General features: G+C 37.2%; 15 protein-coding genes. 6 read left to right on the top strand and 9 right to left on the bottom strand.

What is annotated here, in order from left to right:
• Positions 1-20: 20 nt before the first annotated feature.
• On the bottom strand, positions 21-1,949 hold the full coding sequence (locus tag AC6F34_RS08220) for an S-layer homology domain-containing protein (protein WP_500770884.1): 1,929 nt from the start codon (positions 1,947-1,949) through the stop codon (positions 21-23).
• 326 nt (positions 1,950-2,275) lie between these two features.
• Between AC6F34_RS08220 and AC6F34_RS08215 the strand changes: the two genes are divergently transcribed.
• Complete coding sequence (locus tag AC6F34_RS08215; protein WP_500770882.1) at positions 2,276-2,872, top strand: hypothetical protein; 597 nt, start codon at positions 2,276-2,278, stop codon at positions 2,870-2,872.
• 301 nt (positions 2,873-3,173) lie between these two features.
• Here the strand turns inward: AC6F34_RS08215 and trhO are convergent, their stop codons facing one another.
• The gene (trhO, locus tag AC6F34_RS08210) at positions 3,174-4,124 is read right to left on the bottom strand and encodes an oxygen-dependent tRNA uridine(34) hydroxylase TrhO (RefSeq protein WP_500770880.1); all 951 of its coding nucleotides are present in this window, start codon (positions 4,122-4,124) and stop codon (positions 3,174-3,176) included.
• 245 nt (positions 4,125-4,369) lie between these two features.
• Between trhO and AC6F34_RS08205 the strand changes: the two genes are divergently transcribed.
• Positions 4,370-5,383, top strand: coding sequence for a C40 family peptidase (locus AC6F34_RS08205; protein WP_500770879.1), 1,014 nt, complete (start codon positions 4,370-4,372; stop codon positions 5,381-5,383).
• Positions 5,384-5,420: 37 nt separating this feature from the next.
• Here AC6F34_RS08205 and AC6F34_RS08200 read toward each other — a convergent pair whose 3' ends face one another.
• Positions 5,421-6,308 carry a helix-turn-helix domain-containing protein gene (locus AC6F34_RS08200; protein ID WP_500770877.1) on the bottom strand — a complete coding sequence of 296 codons (888 nt, stop codon included), beginning with the start codon at positions 6,306-6,308 and terminating at the stop codon, positions 5,421-5,423.
• Positions 6,309-6,983: 675 nt separating this feature from the next.
• Here AC6F34_RS08200 and AC6F34_RS08195 point away from each other — a divergent pair.
• On the top strand, positions 6,984-7,331 hold the full coding sequence (locus AC6F34_RS08195) for a hypothetical protein (protein ID WP_500770875.1): 348 nt from the start codon (positions 6,984-6,986) through the stop codon (positions 7,329-7,331).
• An 85-nt stretch (positions 7,332-7,416) separates the two neighbouring features.
• Here AC6F34_RS08195 and AC6F34_RS08190 read toward each other — a convergent pair whose 3' ends face one another.
• Together AC6F34_RS08190 and AC6F34_RS08185 are read right to left on the bottom strand one after the other, a co-directional pair.
• Positions 7,417-8,622, bottom strand: a complete 1,206-nt coding sequence (locus AC6F34_RS08190; protein WP_500770873.1) for an efflux RND transporter periplasmic adaptor subunit — start codon at positions 8,620-8,622, stop codon at positions 7,417-7,419.
• A gap of 17 nt (positions 8,623-8,639) precedes the next feature.
• A complete protein-coding gene (locus tag AC6F34_RS08185) occupies positions 8,640-9,305 on the bottom strand; it encodes a hypothetical protein (RefSeq protein ID WP_500770871.1) in 666 nt (221 codons plus the stop codon).
• Positions 9,306-9,801: 496 nt separating this feature from the next.
• On the opposite strand from AC6F34_RS08185, the gene AC6F34_RS08180 reads away from it, so the two are divergent.
• Positions 9,802-11,433 (top strand): SWIM zinc finger family protein, encoded by a 1,632-nt coding sequence (locus AC6F34_RS08180; RefSeq protein WP_500770869.1) that lies wholly within the window; start codon positions 9,802-9,804, stop codon positions 11,431-11,433.
• Entirely contained in the window at positions 11,426-14,233 is a 2,808-nt protein-coding gene (locus AC6F34_RS08175; RefSeq protein WP_500770867.1) for a DEAD/DEAH box helicase, read from the top strand. Before AC6F34_RS08180 ends, AC6F34_RS08175 begins: the two co-directional genes overlap by 8 nt.
• A 274-nt stretch (positions 14,234-14,507) precedes the next feature.
• On the opposite strand, the gene AC6F34_RS08170 is transcribed toward AC6F34_RS08175, so the two are convergent.
• From AC6F34_RS08170 to AC6F34_RS08160, 3 genes are all read right to left on the bottom strand, one after another.
• Positions 14,508-18,392 carry a S8 family serine peptidase gene (locus AC6F34_RS08170; protein ID WP_500770865.1) on the bottom strand — a complete coding sequence of 1,295 codons (3,885 nt, stop codon included), beginning with the start codon at positions 18,390-18,392 and terminating at the stop codon, positions 14,508-14,510.
• A gap of 244 nt (positions 18,393-18,636) precedes the next feature.
• Entirely contained in the window at positions 18,637-18,774 is a 138-nt protein-coding gene (locus tag AC6F34_RS08165; protein WP_500770863.1) for a hypothetical protein, read from the bottom strand.
• Positions 18,771-19,130 (bottom strand): single-stranded DNA-binding protein, encoded by a 360-nt coding sequence (locus AC6F34_RS08160; protein WP_500770861.1) that lies wholly within the window; start codon positions 19,128-19,130, stop codon positions 18,771-18,773. The genes AC6F34_RS08165 and AC6F34_RS08160 overlap by 4 nt, the downstream gene beginning before the upstream one ends.
• Before the next feature lie 249 nt (positions 19,131-19,379).
• On the opposite strand from AC6F34_RS08160, the gene AC6F34_RS08155 reads away from it, so the two are divergent.
• Positions 19,380-19,811 carry a YwpF-like family protein gene (locus AC6F34_RS08155; RefSeq protein WP_500770859.1) on the top strand — a complete coding sequence of 144 codons (432 nt, stop codon included), beginning with the start codon at positions 19,380-19,382 and terminating at the stop codon, positions 19,809-19,811.
• Between the two features lie 262 nt (positions 19,812-20,073).
• Here AC6F34_RS08155 and AC6F34_RS08150 read toward each other — a convergent pair whose 3' ends face one another.
• On the bottom strand, positions 20,074-20,475 hold the full coding sequence (locus tag AC6F34_RS08150) for a hypothetical protein (protein ID WP_500770857.1): 402 nt from the start codon (positions 20,473-20,475) through the stop codon (positions 20,074-20,076).
• Positions 20,476-20,785: the final 310 nt, after the last annotated feature.

Genomic DNA, 20,785 nt, shown 5'->3' with positions numbered 1-20,785 from the left:
TCTTCTTTTTTAAAAGTGAATTATCTTGTTACGTTGATTTCTATTACATATTGTCCTAGTGAACCATTACCATATACATAGCCATTACGATTTGTTGCAAGATCAGAACGAATTTGGTACCAAGTAGATCCATCACTTTGTCTAGATGAATTTAAGATAACAAATGGTGAACCGATTCTATTCATACTATAGAGGATACTAGTACCACTTGTGCCATAATTGTTTCGAACATTTAATCCTTCAGTATTACTAACTCCCAGCTGAAGACGATTATTATCTTTACCACCAAGAATTTTATCTGCTCGATACATATGACCAGCAATTCTTTCTCCCCAGTATGGATCAGAAGCGTACTTCATATTCATCCCAACACTCTTTGTACCTAATACTGCTCCATTATAAAAACTTCCAGTTGGAGATAAGTAACTATTCGCGATACGGTTAGCTGCTGCTTCGATAGATTCTTTAAATGAGGCATAACTGAAAGCATTTTCGAATGGATCTCCGCTTCCATCACTTGCACCCATCCCAAATAAGTTCTTCTTCTCCTGTGCTAAACGACTCGTTCCCCAGTTGCTTTCATGAATAGCATTCGCTAAAAGGTAAAGAGCATTTACACTATATTTTTGTTCCGCATCTTTAAAATCTTTTGCTGTACCAGCCAACGGACTTGTAGCAAAGCCATTTCGTGGTGTATAACCCTCAGTGATAAATCTCTCTAACTCTGCTGCTGTATAGCTAGAAGAGGCATGAAGAGGCAAGTATGAAAAGTACACATACTCCGGGCCACCTACTGTTGTACCAGAAGCATTTGTATAATTAATTCCATCCCAACTATAATAATTTTGTCCCTGCTGCATAAAAGATGGTGCTAACCCTAATAAAGTGGCAGGAGAATATTGATTTGTAATTGGGTTAAATACTCGATGATAGAGATCTGTTCCTTCTTTATAATAATATGATCTTCCCTCAGATAAGGCATTTGGAATTAGATTCACATTTCCTGGAGCAACATATCCTGTCACTTGACCAGCCTGAACTCTTACACTCGTTGAAGTAGCATTAATAAATTTAAGCTCAGTGCCTGTTGCTACATATGTAATACCATTCGCATCCGATAAATTCTCTCTTGCATGAATAATCGTAAATTTATTTGTTGCAGCAATTCCAGCGTTCATATAAACAATAGTATTCCCATGTAATACAACCTGGTTACCAGATACGTTTGCTTTTGCTGCTTCAAAAGTTTCATATTCTCTAATGATTGTAGGAGGAGCTGTCTTGCTCACTGTCGCTACTCTGTAGTCTAAAGATGCTGGTGGATCAACAGCTCTCATTAATCGCGTAAGAACTGCTGCTGTTTGACCTCTAGTTGTTAATTCTTTTGGACCGAAGTTTCCATTAGCATGACCATTCATCAGCCCTAGCTTTACTGCCTTTTGAACAAACTCTAAATGGTAACTATGAATCTTACTCGCATCTTTAAAGGCAATCGTTCCTGTTTCTGCAAGAACTCCTTTTGACTCTGCAGCACGCACAGCCATTGTCGCCATTTCTTCACGTGTTATATGGGCAGTTGGCTTAAACGTGCCGTCTGGATAACCATTTACAATTCCAGCGTTTACTGCAAGATTAATATCATTGTAGTACCATTCGCCAGGAAGAACATCCGAAAACTGAGATTCCGCTAATGATGCTACTGAAAACTCTGCCACCTCTGCACCGTCTAAATGCAAGGTACGAACAATCAGAGCTGCAAACTCTGCTCTGGTAACGGAAGCGTCTGGTCGATATTCACCTGCCCCGTAACCTTTCATGTAACCTTTATTAATGAGCTCTCGCATTTCTCTTTCAAATTGATGACCTGTAATGTCATCAGCTGCCAAGGACTGTGGTACATTAACTAACATAACAAACAAGGCAATCACAGCCATAAATAACCGTTTCATATCACTACTCCTTTATACGTTTATTCTATTAATTTATCAAAAATTTACAAAGATAACTAGTGAAAAACGATAGTTTAATTGGACTATTTTCTTATAAAGAATAATTTTATAGGCATATAAACCTATTAACTTTTGTTAAAATCTTTAAAAAGGCGCCCCTTATAAAGCTGATTTTTAATCACCTGAAGATTGATTTAATCTACCAGTCTAATTACAGGTTATAGACTTTTATACTATTTCAAAAATAACTTTCTCACCTTATAATCTTTTTATATTAAAAGTGTAAATAGTAATATTCTTTAAAAATCAACCTCAGGAGAACACAAATGAAGTATGTTGAACGCTTTTTTAATTCTAGTTTCCTAGCTATCTTGATAGGAGTCTTTGCAATCTTTTTCATTTCATATGCCGGAACATATTATTACACCATTTATCAATATGCACCTCCTAATGGCATGAACATGAATATGCTCACAGTTTTCATTGCAGTTGTTTACTTAGCTCCTTTAGTTATGCTCATTAGCTTTCTGATCTTCATTTTTTTATACAACAAATTAAGAGTGAAGACTATGGTGTTTTTTTCGATTCCACTCGTATGGATTCAATTAACAACTTGGCTTTATTTAGGAGAATTCATTTATCTAAATCTATTCATTGCGGTAGGGTTCCCAATCTTATTTATTATCATTTATCTTTTACTAATGTTTAAAAAGATTGATTTGAGAATAAATGTACAGTGGGCGTTATACTCAACAGTGCTCGGTCTCGTTATCTCTTACATGACCGTGATCTTGTATCGGTTCGCGTCAAATACACTCGTCACTTACTTTAGTTTTAACACCATGCAACAAGGTTGGGTTCTTCACTTCACGTTTTTGTCGTATATGGTTGGATTGGCCATATCTTTATATAAGAAAAGCTAAAATTATTCCTTCTGGTGGAATATTGGTTTTCTCTGAGAGCTATTCTAGTTTTATCTTGCAATATTTCGATTTTATCTAGTAAAAAGCCAAGTTTATCTAGCAAGGTTATCAATTTATCTAGCAAAAAACCTGATTTATCTAGCAAGGTTATCAATTTATCTAGCAAAAAACCTGATTTATCTTGCAACATTCTCAATTTATCTAGCAAACAGCCAAGTTTATGTTTTTCATGACACTTTCTTATCTTTCAAAAAAGCCCAACAACAAGCAAAATATAATTGCTTGAGTTGGGCTTTTTTTCTTACACCAATATATTATTTAATCTTTCAGCTACTTCTTCTTCTGATAAGCCATGCTCGGCGATATAACGGTTTCGTTCATGTGAACGGCATTCGTCTGAGCAGCTACGCATGTATTTATGCTCATTTTCTTCTGAACAAAGGATCTTTTTATTGCACTCAGGATTTGCACAGTTTACATAACGCTCACATGGCTCTCCTGAGAAATAATCTTTTCCTACAACCACATGCTCCTTTTGATTAACAGGAACTGCAATCCTTTCATCAAATACATAAAGCTGCCCATCCCATAGTTCACCTTGAACTTTCGGGTCTTTTCCGTATGTGACAATCCCGCCGTGAAGCTGAGCAACATCCTCATAACCTTCTTTTAACAGCCAGCCTGAGAACTTTTCACAGCGAATGCCTCCCGTACAATACGTTACGATTTTCTTATCTGCTAGAAGCTCTTTATTGTCTCGTACCCATTGTGGAAGATCGCGGAAATTACGAATATCAGGACGAATTGCACCGCGGAAGTGCCCTAAGTCAAATTCATAATCATTTCGTGCATCTAGTACTATAGTGTCTTCATCTTGTAGGCGCTTATAGAATTCTTCTGGTTCTAGGTACGTTCCAGTTACTTCATTCGGGTTCACATCATCTTCAAGTCTTAACGTTACAAGCTCTGGACGATAACGAACCTTCATCTTTTTAAATGCATGTTCTTCTTCTTCATCTATTTTATAGATCATATCAACAAAGCGAGGGTCTGCCTTCATCATTTGCATATAAGCTTCTGTATCTTCGTATGTCCCAGACAGCGTTCCATTAATGCCCTCATCAGCAATTAAGATTCGCCCTTTTAAGTTGAAGTCCTTGCAAAATTGCAAATGCCCTTTTGCATATTCCTCTCCATTTTCAATCTGGACATACATGTAGTAAAGCAATACTCTGTATGGTTTTTTCGTCATTTTTCCTTCCACCTATCAATTGTATATTTGCAAGATATATTTGATTCAATAGGTTATAAAACAAATCTCTTACGTTCAATAGTATAACAAAAAGTAAATGTCGATTTCTAGATTTCAATATTTCCATTTTGGTTATGTGGTAAAACTTACATGCAATTATACCTATTTCCATCATACAACTATAGGTTTTTATGTCGATATAAATAGAAAATCCTGTTTTTATTCACGAAAGGAGAACTATAAAAATGAATAAAAAGGTTGTTTCCCTCGCGACTGTTGCCATATTGTCTACTTCTTTTGCTTCACAAGCATTCGCGAACTCACATACAGTTCAACAAGGAGATACCTTATGGAACTTAGCTCAAAAATACAATATGTCAGTTGCAGATTTAAAGAAAGCAAACAACTTACAATCTGATACGCTTTATATTAATCAAAGCTTAAAAATAGCTTCACTACCTACAGTGGAAAAACCAGCTCCAGCTCCAACACCTGCTGTGACGGCTCCAGCCACTAGTACATATGTCATTGAAAGCGGAGACACACTCTCTAGAATCGCTCTACAGCATAAGGTTACCGTACAAGATTTGATGAAGTGGAATAACTTAACAACCCACTTAATTTTTCCAGGACAAACACTAAAAATTAGTCTAGGTACAAATCAACCTACTGAAACGCCAAAGCCTGCTCCAGTAGTACCAGCACCACCAACTTCAGCTTCAGATTACATTGTTAAGGCTGGAGATACATTAAGTAAAATCGCTGCTATAAGTGGAACAACTGTTCAGCAATTAAAAACATGGAACCAATTATCATCTGATTTAATTTTTGTTGGTCAAAAGTTGATTGTCAGCTCACAAAGTGCTCCAGCACCAAGCCCGACACCTGCTCCACAGCCGGTAAATTCAGTAATTGAGAATGCGAAATCGTTACTCGGCACTCCGTATCTTTGGGCTGGTAGCTCTCCTTCAGGTTTTGATTGCAGCGGGTTTATTCATTATGTTTTAAATCAATCTGGCATCAGCATTGGTAGATATTCAACAGATGGTTATTACGGGAGAAGCCATTATGTGAATAATCCACAGCCTGGTGACCTCATATTCTTTGTGAATACATATCGCCAAGGCATTTCACATATGGGGATCTACTTAGGAAATAACGAGTTTATTCATGCAGATGGTACATTAGGGGTAACAATTACAAGTTTAAACAACCCCTATTACCAACAGCGCTTTGATGGGTTTAAGAGGTTTTACTAAAAATGAGGCATCCCAATCGGATGCCTCATTCAATTCATCATTTATATATTTTAGAAAATTCTAATATTTTTTCTTTTACATGATTAATATACTTTTCATCACCCTGTAAATCAAAAAATATTAAAGATTTCTCCATATAAAAACGTGCTTTATTGATATTTCCTTGTATTTCATAATTATAACCAATATGATAATGCAATTCCGCCAATAAATATAAATTATCCTTTTCTATACACCATTTTATTCCTTCTTTACAATAATGGTGAGACTCTTTATACTTCCCCAATCTTGTATATGTTCTAGCAATAGCATAATTTAATCTACTTAGAGTTGTATGGTCATGTATAAATGGTATATGTAACAAGTTTTCTCTCGCATTAAGATATACTTTTAATGCTTTTTTATAATCGCCTTCTTCAAAATAAACTGACCCAATGCTTAGTAGCACCTCAATCTCTCTCTCAGACCAAACCTTCTCTAAAACATGTGTGAGCTCAATTGCATACTCTAAATTTGAAAGAGATGATTGAACATCCTTTTTTAATACATATTGACATATTCCTTTATGCCACAATAATAGCTGTAAATTTTTTTTATTTTGTGTAAACAGTGGATTTTTCTCTTCTGCCTTCACAATCGTTTCCATTTCTTTATAATCAGAGTTTCTTCTTGTGATCATTAACTGTCTATTAACCTCTTGAACGTAATCCAAACGTGGTGTCGTTCCAATATCAAAAAAATAATTAACATCGACGCCTAGCCTTTGAGAAATTAGATAGATGGTCGAAGCATATGGGTATACATCTCCTTTCTCTATCTTACTTATTTGAGCTTGAGTACAGATTCCTTCTGCTAAATCTTTCTGTGATAAATTTAATAACTTCCGTAATTCCTTAATCCTTATACCAATTGCAGTAAAATCCATTAACGACGCCTCCTTTTCTCTGTTAGAGTCATCTTTAAATGTAATATATATGAAAAACACTAATCACTTAATACCACTCGACTATTTTTTAATAGGCATAAAAACCTGTTTTTTTATTATACATTCAATTTTCTTATCATGAAATATTCCTAGAATTATATTTTTATGAAAATACATAAGAAAATTGAGGATACATGTCTCTTTTTCCGCAGAGACAAGATGTAATTGCCTAAGTACTAATTTTAAAAGTATGATTTAATAAGTATAAGAAATTTCAACATACTATTTTTTAATTAGGAGGAGTTCATGATGAAAAAAGGTTTCTTAGTAGCAATGGCTGTTTGTACTGTATTGTTTGGAGCTGCAAGCTTTACCCTTGCTTCAGGTGTAGGTGAAATTGTCATTTTAGAACTTCCAACTTTATTCTAAACAGTATTGAATCTTTTCTCTCGCTTTAGCACTCCATAACGGAGTGCTCTTTTTTTATCTCTGTCCTCCCTTCTGTTAATAAATATCCCAGGAATATTCTTATAGTTATATTTTATAGGAAAAATGGTGTATTGAACAAACAAAGAAGATGTTATAACGAATTTTTTGTTAAATACGGGCAATCTTCTTTTTTTTTATATTTGTTATAGTACTAATAAGACAAAGTTCCAAGGAAGGGTGAAATGAATGAGCTTAGATCTCGACATGAAAGTGCAACCAATATTTGTTGAAGACGTGAGTGCCATTGTTTTTTCCTTTTATTTCAATGAGTCATCAAGAAAAGTTGGAGAAGCGATTATTTACACTTGTGAAGAGGGACAAAAGCCCAACCTAAAAACTGATTTTCCTTATTCAAAAGAGCTCACACAAGTACATTGCACAAGTAAGAAGATTGCCTATATCCTTGAAATGACGATCATTGAAGATTTCAAAACTTTGTCACATGAGAAGATAATGAACTTTCTCAAGATTATTGGGATTCAAACCTGTGTTTTTAAAGAAAAAGCGCCTGAAACAGAATTAAGTATTTCTTAGATTAGAAAAGAAGCTACAATTAGCAGTTCACTCCTCTAATTGCAGCTTCTTCGTAGGAGCTCTATGTCAGAGCTCCTTTTTATTTTTAATGTTTAAATTGCAGTAATCCTCTCCCAATGTATTGGAATTGTTCTTTTCGTTCAAGCTTATTTAAACTTGTTCTGCTAAGCTTCGTTACATCAAGTTTGGTTACAAATGGGCTTTTGTCTTGGAAGTAGCGAGGTTTTTCCAAGAGAACGACTTCATCTTGATCTGCTCCTTCAATGATTTCAACTTGTTTCTCTACAATTAAGCCAGTTTCTAGAGGAAGTTGCTCTAGTACACCGCCACGTAATGCGATTGCCACCGGTTCCTTGCCTTTGTACTGAACAGCCTCTTCAGGCATTGTTATTACATCAAACACTTCCTCTGTAACAATAGACAAGCTAGCATGCTGCCCGATTAACTGCTGCTCCATCTCTGTATCGTTTAGCAAAACAGTAAAGGCGTATGTATGCTCTTCGCCAACTGCAGGTGTTTCTTCTGGGTGCATAAATAATTGATCAATCGTACCCTCAATTGGCTCTTCTAACCCTTCAGATGAGACGATGACTTTCATGCCTTCTTCAATTGATTGCATTTCCTGCTCAGTGAAGGACCCTTCAATTCTCTGCTCATTTGAAGCAATCGTGATGACTGGGTTCGCCAATGAATGGTTAATCTCTACAATCGTTCCTGCCACTTCATTCTCAATTGATAAGTTTCTTAATTGACTATTGGAGGAATTGATTAAGCTCGTATATTTAGAAATTTCACTCTCAATTCGTGCTTCTTGATATTCCTTTTCTAATAAATCACGTTCAATGGTCTGTAGCATATAGTCCGTTAGCGGCTCTTCATCGGATTGGTTTCTTCTCTGTGCTCGTTGCATGCTTTCTAATTCACGAATTTGCGTTTGTAGTCCACGTAATTCTTGTTCTAAACGTGATTTTTCCGATTCGAACCGACTCCTACTATCAGATATACTTTCTGGTGAATATTCGAATAGAGTTGTTCCACGATCAATAACATCTCCAAGCTGTACTTGAAATCCATTAAATCGACCATCTGATGAATCAAAGTACACATGTTCTTTTGACAATGGCATATAGATTCCTGTTTTCGGTATCGCAACAATTAAATCTTCTCGATCTAGCTCCGTCCATTCCTCGACCAAGAATGTCCGTTTCACGTCTTGTTTAGAAAGAAGAAAGATGTTGCATGCGATAAATAAGACGATGATAATTGACACAATTAGCTTTTTCTTATTCATTGGTTCAACATCCTTTCTCACATAAACATTGAATTGAAGTCAATATACATAAACAATGCGGCTAAAATTGAAACAAATAGTTGGAACCCCATGAGCATAAAGAGGATATTTCGTCTTCTCATTGTCGTAATTTCTTTAAAATATCTGTATTGAAAGATGATCATCCAAACTTTAAACAATGTAATTGTCGCAAAGAAATACACAATTATATTGTGTTCCGTAACTAGCCCAGCGATAATCCCTAGTGAAAATGGATTCGACTCAGTACCAATTGCAAAATAATAAAATAGTGGAATATGAATCAATCTCTCTAGTAAAAAAATACATGCTGTCATGACCTGGACAGCTAGAATTCGCCTATACTCAATATCTAACAATGCCCAATAAAACAACGTAGGGAGATATAGAAAGCAAGCCGTTAAAATCAAGCCTTGGACAATTTGACCAACAATATAGAGAAGCTTATATGTTTCAAAATCATGTGGTGACAAAGACGTCAGTTCATTCGAAATAGGACTTGTGCCCATTCCAATATAGCCCGCTAGCATATAAATGATGATACTAGAGAATAATAAAATGAAAGACTTTCTCCAAACCCAAGAGAGTCTTTCTTCTTTTTTTATGTAATGAGAAATAACCTGTATATTTTTTAATCCTCTAAAAACGGGAAAACGATAACCCATTATAGACCCCCTAGAAATTCTTTACTTCTCTATTTTACAATATTTCATGTCAAATTACATAGTTATAAAGACATTTTTCGCCATAATCTGTAAAAATTTCTGAGTTTGCACTTTGACGATTTCTTACTCATCCCCCCTGCCCTTCATTGAACACCCTTTAAATGGTATAATGAAGGAATGCACTATTAGAAATCGGATGGCGCTAAGCCTATTGGCACGCCAACAACAGCGCATTATTTTGTGTTACTCTGTTTGCATGACTCACAGGCTGTGCTAGTACCGGCTTTCCTGACAAGACGTCGGTGAAGCAGAAGGCTGGGCTCATTATGATCATAGCTCTTAAAGTAACTATTTCATGGCAAATTATATGCCTACGTTACACGTAAAACGAATGGTGGCAGCTTCGAGTCGAACATGAACGTATGCAGCATGATGCTCATGCCACTTTAAAATACCCACCAAAAAATTAAACAGATTTGATAAGGGAGAGAACTCCATGTCGATGATTCCTGAGTATATGCATGATTCGCTTGAGGAAATGGCACAGAAAATACAAAGTCAATTGCATATAGAGAATGAAGGAGATGTGAAGCTCGTTCAAAAAGGCCTCATGCTTTTTCGTCAGGGGCTTGTTAGACATGTATCCTTTAATCGCGATTTTATTAAAGGGACGATTCAAGATGTTACGCCAGCACAGGTAAAATTGGACCTCAACTTTCCGATTGAAAGCAGTACTTGCTCTTGTCCTGCTGACGCATTTTGCCGTCATCAACTCGCGCTGTTTTTTTATATTTTGTCCAAGGGAAAGAGCGTGACAAATTGGGTCGATGCATGGAGACAGCCGCTTCGTGAAAAGAAAGAGATTCAGCTCTCAAGCATGCAGCGTGCGCGTGATTTATTAAAAAATAAAAAGCCTATTGTAACGAACTATGAAGAATGGACGAAACGCTTTGAGGAAAGCTTTCATTCCATCTTCCAAGAAGATCGTTTAAATAAGCCTTATGTAATCTCCGAATTATTTAAGGTTTATCAAAAAAAACTGATCGCTGAGGCACCGATGGAGCAAGAATGGCGATTAATGTACTCTCTCTGCGGTTACCATTATACGTATCGAAAATTAATGGATGTATGTAATGAATATGGCTATTCAGAAGAAGAGATTGATCGACATGTAAAGAATTGCTTTGACGAGTTAATTGAGGAAATGGAATACTTCATTCACCGATTATCGACGCAAGCCTTTCCATTCGTTTTTGACTCAATTATTGAGCATTTACGTGTCGATACGATCGGGTTGATTGCAAAATCGTTCCCGCTAGATTACGATCGCCTTCAGTTGTATAGGTTGTTATGGACATATTTCTTTAAAAAGAAGGAATGGCGTGAAGCAGAGATTGCCCGTATTAAGAATGAATTCCAGCTCCATCAAGATAGCTCGATTGCCATGGTGATGGGACTTTGTCATTTGTACTTTCTTCTTCAAGACGATGACAAAGTGATTGAAATTCTTACTGCACCTGAGGAGGATTTTCTTCCATACTCTCTCTTCTGGCTTGAACAATTGTCACAGAAAAAGGAATGGCAACGAATGAATCAAATCGTTCCACCGCTCTTGTCAAAACTTCGGGATCACCTAAGCAATTATGATTATGTGCCTGCTGGAAGAGATTTCACTCGATTGTTCATTAAATCAATTACAGCCTACTGCTTTGAAACAGGAAAAATCGATTTATTCGAAAAAGCGCTGATTGAGTCATTGCCATATAGTTACCGACAATTAGAAGATTTCTTTTTTGAACGTGAGCAGTACGAGAAGTGGGTTGATCTACAATTCATGATAGGGATGAAATTAAATTCCATTTATTCAACGAAGCTCTCGGCTGTTGCAGAAAAGGACCCTGAGCTCCTTCTTCCGCTCTATCATCATTCCATACAAGATCATATTGAATTAAAAAACCGCGAGCAATATCGGCAGGCGGTGATTGAATTGAAGCGGTTGAAAAAACTCTATCGTGAACTAGAGCGAGAAGACGAATGGAGTTATTTCTTATCTAGGCTGCTTGATAAAACGAAACGTCTGCGAGCTTTTCATGAAGAATGTAAAAGGGGAAAACTAATCCATGGTTAGTGCTACGTATATAAAAGTTCATATCAATCCAATTGAAGAAGGACTCTTTTTTCTGTATGCGACGAAGAACAAGCCATTGCCACGCTTATTATGGAAAGATCAGCTTTTTGGACGGCACAAGGAAAGCTTTTATGGTACGTTCTTAACAACGATGAAGCAAGAGGACATTGAAGGCTACCGCTTAAGCGGGTGGGAAGTTGTGTCACTCTTCGCTGCAGAACAGTTTAATCGCTTGGTCGAGTGGGATTGGGATGAGCTCTCTCAATCACTCCTGGCGGTTGCTCCTTCTTTATATGAAGCAATTTTGGATAAAGAATGGGTACCTGACTTCTCTGCATGGCAAGAGGAGGCGTTTCGTTGGAAGCTTCCACAGTCTGTAAGAGATGATTTTGATCCGACCTTTTGGGAGCATGACATTCAGGAGCGAACATTTTTAGCTATTACACATGATTTATTTGATGAAGCATTAAATAACTATTTACATATACATGACTCTGCGAAGGATGCGTTCACCGAAAAGCTTGAAGTGTTAAAAAGCGATCATCTCTCTGGGAAGATGCTCTCCACGTATTTCGATGAAAGAACATTTCAAAGATGGATCGGACTGATTGAAGAAAATCGCCCTTTTTCAATTGGACTCCGACTTGAAGAACCCGCTGAAATCCATGAGCCATGGAGCATCATCTTATTTTTACGGGACAAATCGAATCCCGATCTAGTGTTTGATGTGACCAAATGGGGCGATTTCCCTCCCATCTGGCATAACTTACAAAGTGATGTACAAGAAGAGATTCAAAAATGGCTATCACTATTTCCTTGGTTACAAGGCAAGCCGGGTACACTAGCTACACAGCTCACAGAGGAAGAAGCATGGCTCTTCTTAACGGATGCAAGTGAAGTATTGCTCATCCTCGGGGTTGAAATTCTCCTCCCTTCTTGGTGGCAGGCGATGAAGGATGCAAATATGAAGGTAAAGGCGCATGTAAAAGGAACTTCGAATCACCGCCAATCTTTTGTTGGCCTTCAGGCAATGCTTGACTATGATTGGCGATTTTCAATGAACGGTGTGGAACTATCTGAGGGTGAATTTCAACAATTAGTCGATGAAAAGCGGCGACTCGTTTTTATTCGGGGCAAATGGATTAAACTTGATCCTCAGTTTATTAAACAAATTCAGGAGTTAATGAAGCAAGCGGATCGCGAAGGAATTCATGTTAGAGATATGATTGAACAAGAAATGTTGCGCAGAGAAGAAGAAGCAAGTGACCGTGAGGATCCGATGCACTTGACGAAGATTCAACTAGAATTGAATGCCCAATGGAAACGCATGCTTCATCAATTACGCAATACAGATGAAATACCCTTAGCTGCACCTCCTGCAAGCTTCAAAGGAGAGCTTCGCCCTTATCAACAACAAGGATACAGCTGGCTTTTGTTTTTGCGCAACTATTATTTTGGTGCCGTCTTAGCAGATGATATGGGTCTTGGTAAAACAGTTCAATTGCTAACGTATTTATTAAAGGTGAAGGAAACTGAAAATGGGAGCTCGCTTATCATTTGTCCAACTTCAGTACTTGGGAATTGGCAAAGGGAGATTGAACGGTTTGCTCCTTCCATGAATGTGTATTTGCATTATGGCGGTAATCGACTGAAGGGTGATGCCTTCATAGCTGCGACAGCAAAGGCTGATATCGTTCTTACTTCTTATGGTCTCACACAGATGGATCAAGACGATTTTACCGAAATCGAGTGGAGCACGATTGCCATTGATGAGGCGCAAAATATTAAAAATGCGCAAACCAAGCAATCCCGTGCTGTCAGGAAGCTAAAAGGGCGACATCATATTGCCTTGACTGGAACACCTATGGAAAATCGTCTATCAGAACTATGGTCCATTTTTGATTTTACGAACAAGGGCTACTTAGGAAGTCTCGGGCAATTTCAGAAGCGATTTGTTGTACCAATTGAAAAGGACGATGACAAGGAGAAAGTAAAACAGCTCCAATCTTACATTCGACCATTTCTATTAAGACGAACAAAGAAAGATCCTGAGGTGCAGTTGAATTTACCAGATAAACAAGAACAAAAGGAATATTGTCCATTGACCGTAGAACAAGCCTCTTTATATGAACAACTCGTCAAAGATACGTTTGCAGAAATCGAACAGCTGTCTACATTCGAACGCCGCGGAAAGGTTCTACAGCTTTTAAGTCGATTGAAGCAATTGTGCAATCATCCTGCACTCTATTTGAAAGAGGAAAAGCCTAAGAGCATTGTAACTCGCTCGTCAAAACTCGAAAAGCTTCAGGAGATGGTTATTTCCATTCATGAGCAAGGAGAAAGCTGCCTAATCTTTACTCAATACATCGAGATGGGGATGATGATGAAATCCATGATTGGAAAGCAGCTTGAAGTCGAGGTTCCATTTTTAAATGGCAGTGTGTCGAAGGCAAATCGAGACGATATGATCCAGCGCTTTCAAAATGGGGAATTCCCTGTATTTATCCTGTCATTAAAAGCCGGAGGCACAGGGTTGAACTTAACAGCAGCTAACCACGTCATTCACTACGATCGATGGTGGAACCCTGCAGTTGAAAACCAAGCAACAGACCGTGCATATCGCATTGGACAAAAACGATTCGTCCATGTCCATAAACTAATTGCAACAGGAACACTTGAAGAAAAAATTGACCAAATGCTTGAGAAAAAACAATCACTAAATGATGAAATCATCCAAAGTGATAGCTGGGTCACGGAACTGTCAAACGATGAACTGCATGAACTCGTGATGTTGAACTAGCGGTCACGTGATGTTTGAGCAAGCCAGTTTGATAAGACCGTTTTTGAGAAATGATTCGATACGGCATTTGCTAGATAAATCTTAATTTGTGTTAGATAAATTCGGAAACTTGCTAGATAAACCTTAGTTTGTGCTAGATAAATCCGGAAACTTGCTAGATAAATCTTAATTTGTGCTAGATAAATCCGAACCCTTATAAGATAAACTTGAAAGGGTAATGTTCCCAACCATATAGAAATCCCCAATCTTTTACGATTGGGGATTTTCTATAGGTTTATTTCTTAAAAATGCCCCAAATGAACGATAAGACATTTTCTGCTTTAGAAACGGCTTTTTTTACCGTTTCCTTCACTTTTTCTTTTACTTTGTCAACAATTGAGCCTTTGTCCGGAGTTTCACCTTGTTCTGGTGGTGTTTCTCCTTCCTTCAGCTTGTACAGCTCAATTGTCTTCACTGTTTTGTTCCCCGCTATATCTACTGCTTCAAGTTGAAACACATTCAAACCATCAATTAACGGAAGGTCAATTCCAGTGAATGTTTCTTCAATGCCCCTCATTTCGTAAGGTGCTTTAAATTGTTGATAGAACCATTCGTCTCCATCTACATAGAAGCGAAGCTCATCAAAATTATCGGTAACTGTTGCATCAATAATCGGATCTTCGGCATCATGTGCAATGTATTTAATAGAAGGTAGTCCACTTATTTCAATTTCGGGACCAGTTGAATCGACAATGATTGTACGGTTGAAAGAGATTTCATTGTCAAAAATATCAACGGCCTTAACTGCAAATGTATGAACACCATCTTCAAATGTTAAGTTTGAAGAGAACTCGTATTCTTTTGTTTCTTCATTAAAAGTAACCTCAATATCCTGACCGGCAATTTTAAATTCTTTCAAGCCTGATTCTTCAATAATACGACCACTTACATTGACAGTATTCGAATTAAAGACTCCAAGTGCATCTGGCTCATCTAAATACACATAAGGTATCGTAGTATCTTGCTGTACTTCCACTTCTTCTTCCGTCGCGTTACCTGCATAGTCATACGCTACAACAGTTACAACCTGTCCATCCTCTAATCCTTCTGGTAAAGTGAAAGTTGTTTCTTGCGGGTCAACTGGTCCATCTACAATTGACTCACCATCGATTAGTACTTCTAGGTATGCGACACCAGAGCCTTCATCTTGTGCATCAATTGATAGTGCAGTATTTCCTTCGACAAGCGCAAGTTGAACTGTTGGAGCTACTGTATCAACAATGACAGGGATTTTCACACTTTGCCATTCTGCTCCTGGGAAGTCAACAATAGATTTAATTTCAAAGAAATACTCTCCATCTGCGACAACACGATTTCGTACTTTACCATCCCATTTCCAGTTCGGGTTTAATGTATAGTAAGCACCGCGGCCACCGTCATAATAATGCTTACGGATTGTATTTTCTGTACGAATTGTTCTTAATTGCTTGCCATCCTCGTCTAATACATTAAATGCGACTTGCTTCGCATTACGCAAGAACGACAGCACAGGGATTAACTCTTCTTGAACGCCATCGCCATTTGGTGAAATCGCAATTGTATCTGAACGGAACTCGCCTGTAATTGGATCGTAGCCTAAGTAATTATAAGCATCTCCAGCATCATAAACAGCTCCACCCATTCCATAGAATGAATGGTCGTCGTATTTCATACCGTCTAAAATTGGTGCAGCGTCCCACTCACCTTTAAAACCAACATATGGAACAGAAAGCTCTGGATTTACATCGCTTACGTCTGTTAATGTTACAAACCCTTCAACAAAGTATCCATTTGGGAAAACTTCTTCGATTGCAACTGGTGTCGTCCAGCTGCCTGTTAGACTAGGATCAACAACTTGCGCATTACTTACATCGACTGCAACTGTAATTGTTGCCTCGCCGTTCGCTGGCACTGTTACTTCTGAAGTTGATTCACCATTGATTGTAATCGTCGTATTTAAAATTTCTTGAGCTTCTAATTCATCTGCAGCCCAACCTAATTCTTCATATGCTGCAAAATCTGTTTGTAGATTCGCTGCAACATCATACGTGACTGCTTCATCACTATAGTTTTTAGCCTTTAATTCAAATGAGAATTCATTTCCAACTTCTTTTAACGCAACTTTTGCTTCAGCAGTTGATGATTCAGTTACGATGACAGGAGTCGATAATGCAGAGTGCAACTGCATAATACCAGAGCCTTGACGGCGTGGTGAATAAGGAAGCTCCCAAGCAAATGATGAGTTAACTGTTCCCTGGTCTATGACCTGTTTCGCAGTATTCATCATTAGATTTTTGGCAACGTTGACACGTTCAAAATCAGTGACGCCAAATTCTTGATCCACTCTTTCTAATACTAGTGCCGCTCCACCTGCTACATGCGGAGCTGCCATAGAAGTACCACTCATCATTCCGTATTCATTATTTTCAAGAGTTGAATAGATTTGTCCACCTGGAGCTGTAATCTCTGGCTTGAAATCTAGGTTTGGTGTAAGTCCCCATGAAGTGAAAGCACTCATCTTACCACCTTCTGGGTTTGGTGCTGTTGTTTTGTCTCCAGTGAAAGTAATTGTTACTGTTTCACCAGATTGAAGTGCATCTGCTAAGTGATCTCCATCATTTTTTAACATAAATAATTGTGGAATTGTAATACTTGGATCTGTAGCCATGTTTACATAACCATCTGCATTGTTGTAGATGATCGCACCAACAGCTCCAGCTTGCTGAGCGTTTATTACCTTATCGGTAAATGCAAGCTCTCCACGAATAATTAATGCATATTTCCCTTCAACATCTGTCAATTGTTCAGGATGTCCGACTCCGCCATAAGCAAGCTCAAAGGTTTTTTCACTCACATCATTTGGGTGGACACTGCTTGCAGATAAGAATGGTGCAACTCCAGTTTCATCGCCAATTTCAAAACTTACTGCATCTAAATCCATGAAATTGTTTTCAATCGATGATACTTGTAATGAATGATAAGATACACCTGGTGAACCAGAAACCCCGATATCAGGATTAGATGGTGTAGGGTTTGCCCATCCGTTTCCAAAATGCGCAGAGTTCCCACCAGAAATCGCCATTAAGATTCCATTGTTTACTGCACGTTCTACTGCCACCTGCTCAGCATCTTCAGGTGCAACGAACCCAGCAACTGAACCTAAACTCATATTTAATACATCGGCACCTAAAATAATCGCATCATCAATTGCTTTTACGTAAATATCACTGTATGTAGAGCGCATATTAGGGTCATTACCAAATACTTTTAAGCCCAAAATTTGTGCTTCTGGTGCAACTCCCTTGATTCCGCCATTCTCTTCACTACCATTTGCTCCGACTGTACCAGAAACGTGCATTCCGTGCATATTTGCACCTGGCCCAATGTCACCAATTATGTCGTTTTCATCCATGTAGTTGTATGCATAAGGGACTTTATCTGTATAATATTTACCAACTAGTCCATATTGATTTTTAAACTGTTGAACAGTTGCGCTTGTTAAAGCAACTTCTGTTTCATCTGAAAGAATCATATCTCGGTGATTCGGGTCAATCCCGGTATCAATGACACCAACAATCATTCCTTCTCCTTTAAAGCCATACTCTCTCCAAGCTTCTTGAGCTTGTACGAGTTCTTTGCTATATACCATGTCAGGTGTTTCTTCTGGCGCTTCATATTCATGAACGATTTGGACAGATTGGACATTTGAAACTTCTTTTACTTTATCAATGTCTCCATACATAACATCCGCACTAAAGCCGTTCACAACTGTTGTAAAGCTTTCGTGCTCAACAAGCTTAACACGATTTTGACGAACTTGTCGTTTTACTTGTTCATGTTCAGTTAATCGATCATTTTTCAATTTTTGTTTCGTGATCGCAGGCAATTCTTTAAATCTCTTCTTTTGCTTTTGTGCATAAAGAATCGATGGTTCTGTTTTTAATTCGACAATGACACGAACAATATCTGTAGACTTATACTGCTCTTCTTCTACCTGCTGTTTTGAGAGCTCAGTAATAGAGGATTGATTATCTTTTCCTTTTGTACTCTGCACCTTTTCTGGAACTGCTGCTGCAACAGAGTTTGAAAAAAGCAGAAATAGCATTGTAATAATTGCTAGTCCTTTAAACCTTTTTTTCATTTTTCGACTTCTCCCCTTCCGGAATTTTCAGAATTTTGTTTCTATATAACCGTATCATATCGAAAAGTGTCAATATAAGAGACTAAAGATAGATAAAGGGAAAAATGTCGTAGGATTATCTACTTAATTTTCAAAATAATTTGAATAAATTAGTTAAAAAAATCCGGGCAAATGCCCGAATCGTGAAGGAGGTATGAGGTGACCATTGATTTTTTATACGGGGAAAATTAAGAAGGGAAATGTTTTAGGAGTCTATGTCCTTTGTATGTTCTTCTAGCTGATGAATGCGCGCTTCTAATTGGCATACCCGCTCATTCGTTTTTCCTATAAGTTTAATTAAGCTTTCAAGCATACACTCTAATGTTAATTCTTTCTGCATCAAAATGGTTCACTTCCTGAAGATGTGAATTGAACTTCTTTTTTTCGATCTAAAAATCGTACATTCTCTACGATCACTTCTGTAACATAAACTCGTTTTTTTTCTTGGTTTTCAAAAAAGCGTGTTTGAATACGTCCAGTGATTCCAACTAATGATCCCTTCTGGCAATATAAAGCGGTGTTCTCTGCAGCTTTATTCCAAAATGTGCATTGAACAAAATCTGCGTCGTTCTCTCCTTTCGTATTTTTATAAGGACGATTTACTGCAAGGGCAATGCTCATGACTGGCTTTCCATCTGCAGTCCGGCTAATTTCTGGTTCTCTAGCTAGCCTTCCAACTAGAATGACCTGATTAATCATTTTAAGCTCTCCTTTCTTTTTTTCATCTTACCTAGTCCACCCACAAATGTAAAAACGCTAAAAATGTGTTATAAAAGGGGAAAATTCAATTTCTCCTCAGAGAAAATTTATTTTTCGAGACCTCTTTCTGAGCGATATATTGATTTCATTTATTTTTTAAAAATCCTTTGAATCGTTCAGAATATGCGCAATCAACATGCTGTATGATATAATGCACACAAACAAACTAATCGGCAAAAGGGGGTTCATATGAAAACTTTTAAATTGGTTTCGATGCAAATAGTTGAAGAAGAAAACCTCATTGATGTTGAGATTGAAGACGGACTGATTATTAATAAAGAAGATGAACAAAGCACGTGGATTTTGGAAGTCTATGCTGATAATCGCTATAGAGAGTTATTTCAAGCCTATTTTGAGAAAGATAAAGAGTTGATTCTACAAGTTGTAATTACAAAAAAGGAAAACGACCCTGCATCATTTATTACAAGAATGGCGACGATCAAAGAAATTGAAAACTCAATTAGCATTTTGTTTATCGGTAAACTGATGCGTAATAAAAATGACTTTGCTGAAGTATTATTAGAAAGCTTGCTTAAGAAGGGTTACTCAGGAGACGAATTGCTTCAAACATTCAAAAAGCAATTAAGAAACAAACCAAAACTTCCAGCGAAGAATAGTTGAATAGACGAAAAAAGGTGCCCATTGATCCGGCACCTTTTTTCCATAATGAAAAGTACCGAAAGTTCATTCTTTGGTACTTTGTTTATATATCAGTGAATAATAATTGATTCAAATGCATCATAGCCAGTAGCTAATTTTTCGGTCAGCTTCTCAACAATATAGTCAATGTCCTGCTTTGTGTATGTATAGCGCGGCATTTCCTTCGCGTATGCTTTTGTATATAGTATTGACGCATAATCAATTTCACTTTGGCTTGCTAATGTTAATTGGTTTGCTTTTTTTTTATTACATCCTTCAATTGTTCAATGACAAATTTCGCTTCCATTTTGCACGAATAATCCATTTCAATTCCCGATTCCTTTTGAAGTTGCTCAATTTCTATAACTTGCTCTGCAGTCGGTTCATCTGAAAAGGTTTTTTCAATCGTTTCATTGATTTTTACGGCTAACTCTTCATGGAAGGTAGGATCTGTTTTAACATCCTCACTCACCTGTGCATACCAAGAGGACTGAGTATGAATATATTTTTGCCATTCTGAGACGAAATTTGCTACATCGTATTTTTTTTCATTCCATTCAATTTCTTTCATATATCGCTCAAAAGATGTTGCGATGGAACGAGAAATACTTATCTTAATACCTTGTGAAAGTTCTTTTAAAGCCATTCTCGTAAGGTACCTCCATTCTAAATCCAGTAACCAAATTTTTCATTGGCTTTTTTATCATATCATATATACATTAACACAAGTACTAATAATATGACAAAATTCAGTTAAATACGATGTAAAATATGGTAAGAATACTGAAAAAAATATAAAAAAGTGGAAATTTGTCGACACGATAGGAAATATACGATCGACCTTTAAGTGGTTGCATTTTAACAAAAATATTTGAGAAAATGTTATCAGTTATCCTATAGGAACTCCCTTTTTTTATTTAAATATAAATGCTTCATTATATTCTAAAAGAAAGACA

This window comes from Niallia sp. CD-39 (assembly GCF_059874745.1).
Note: the sequence above shows the minus strand (reverse complement) of the source record. Positions and strands in the feature narration are given on the sequence as shown.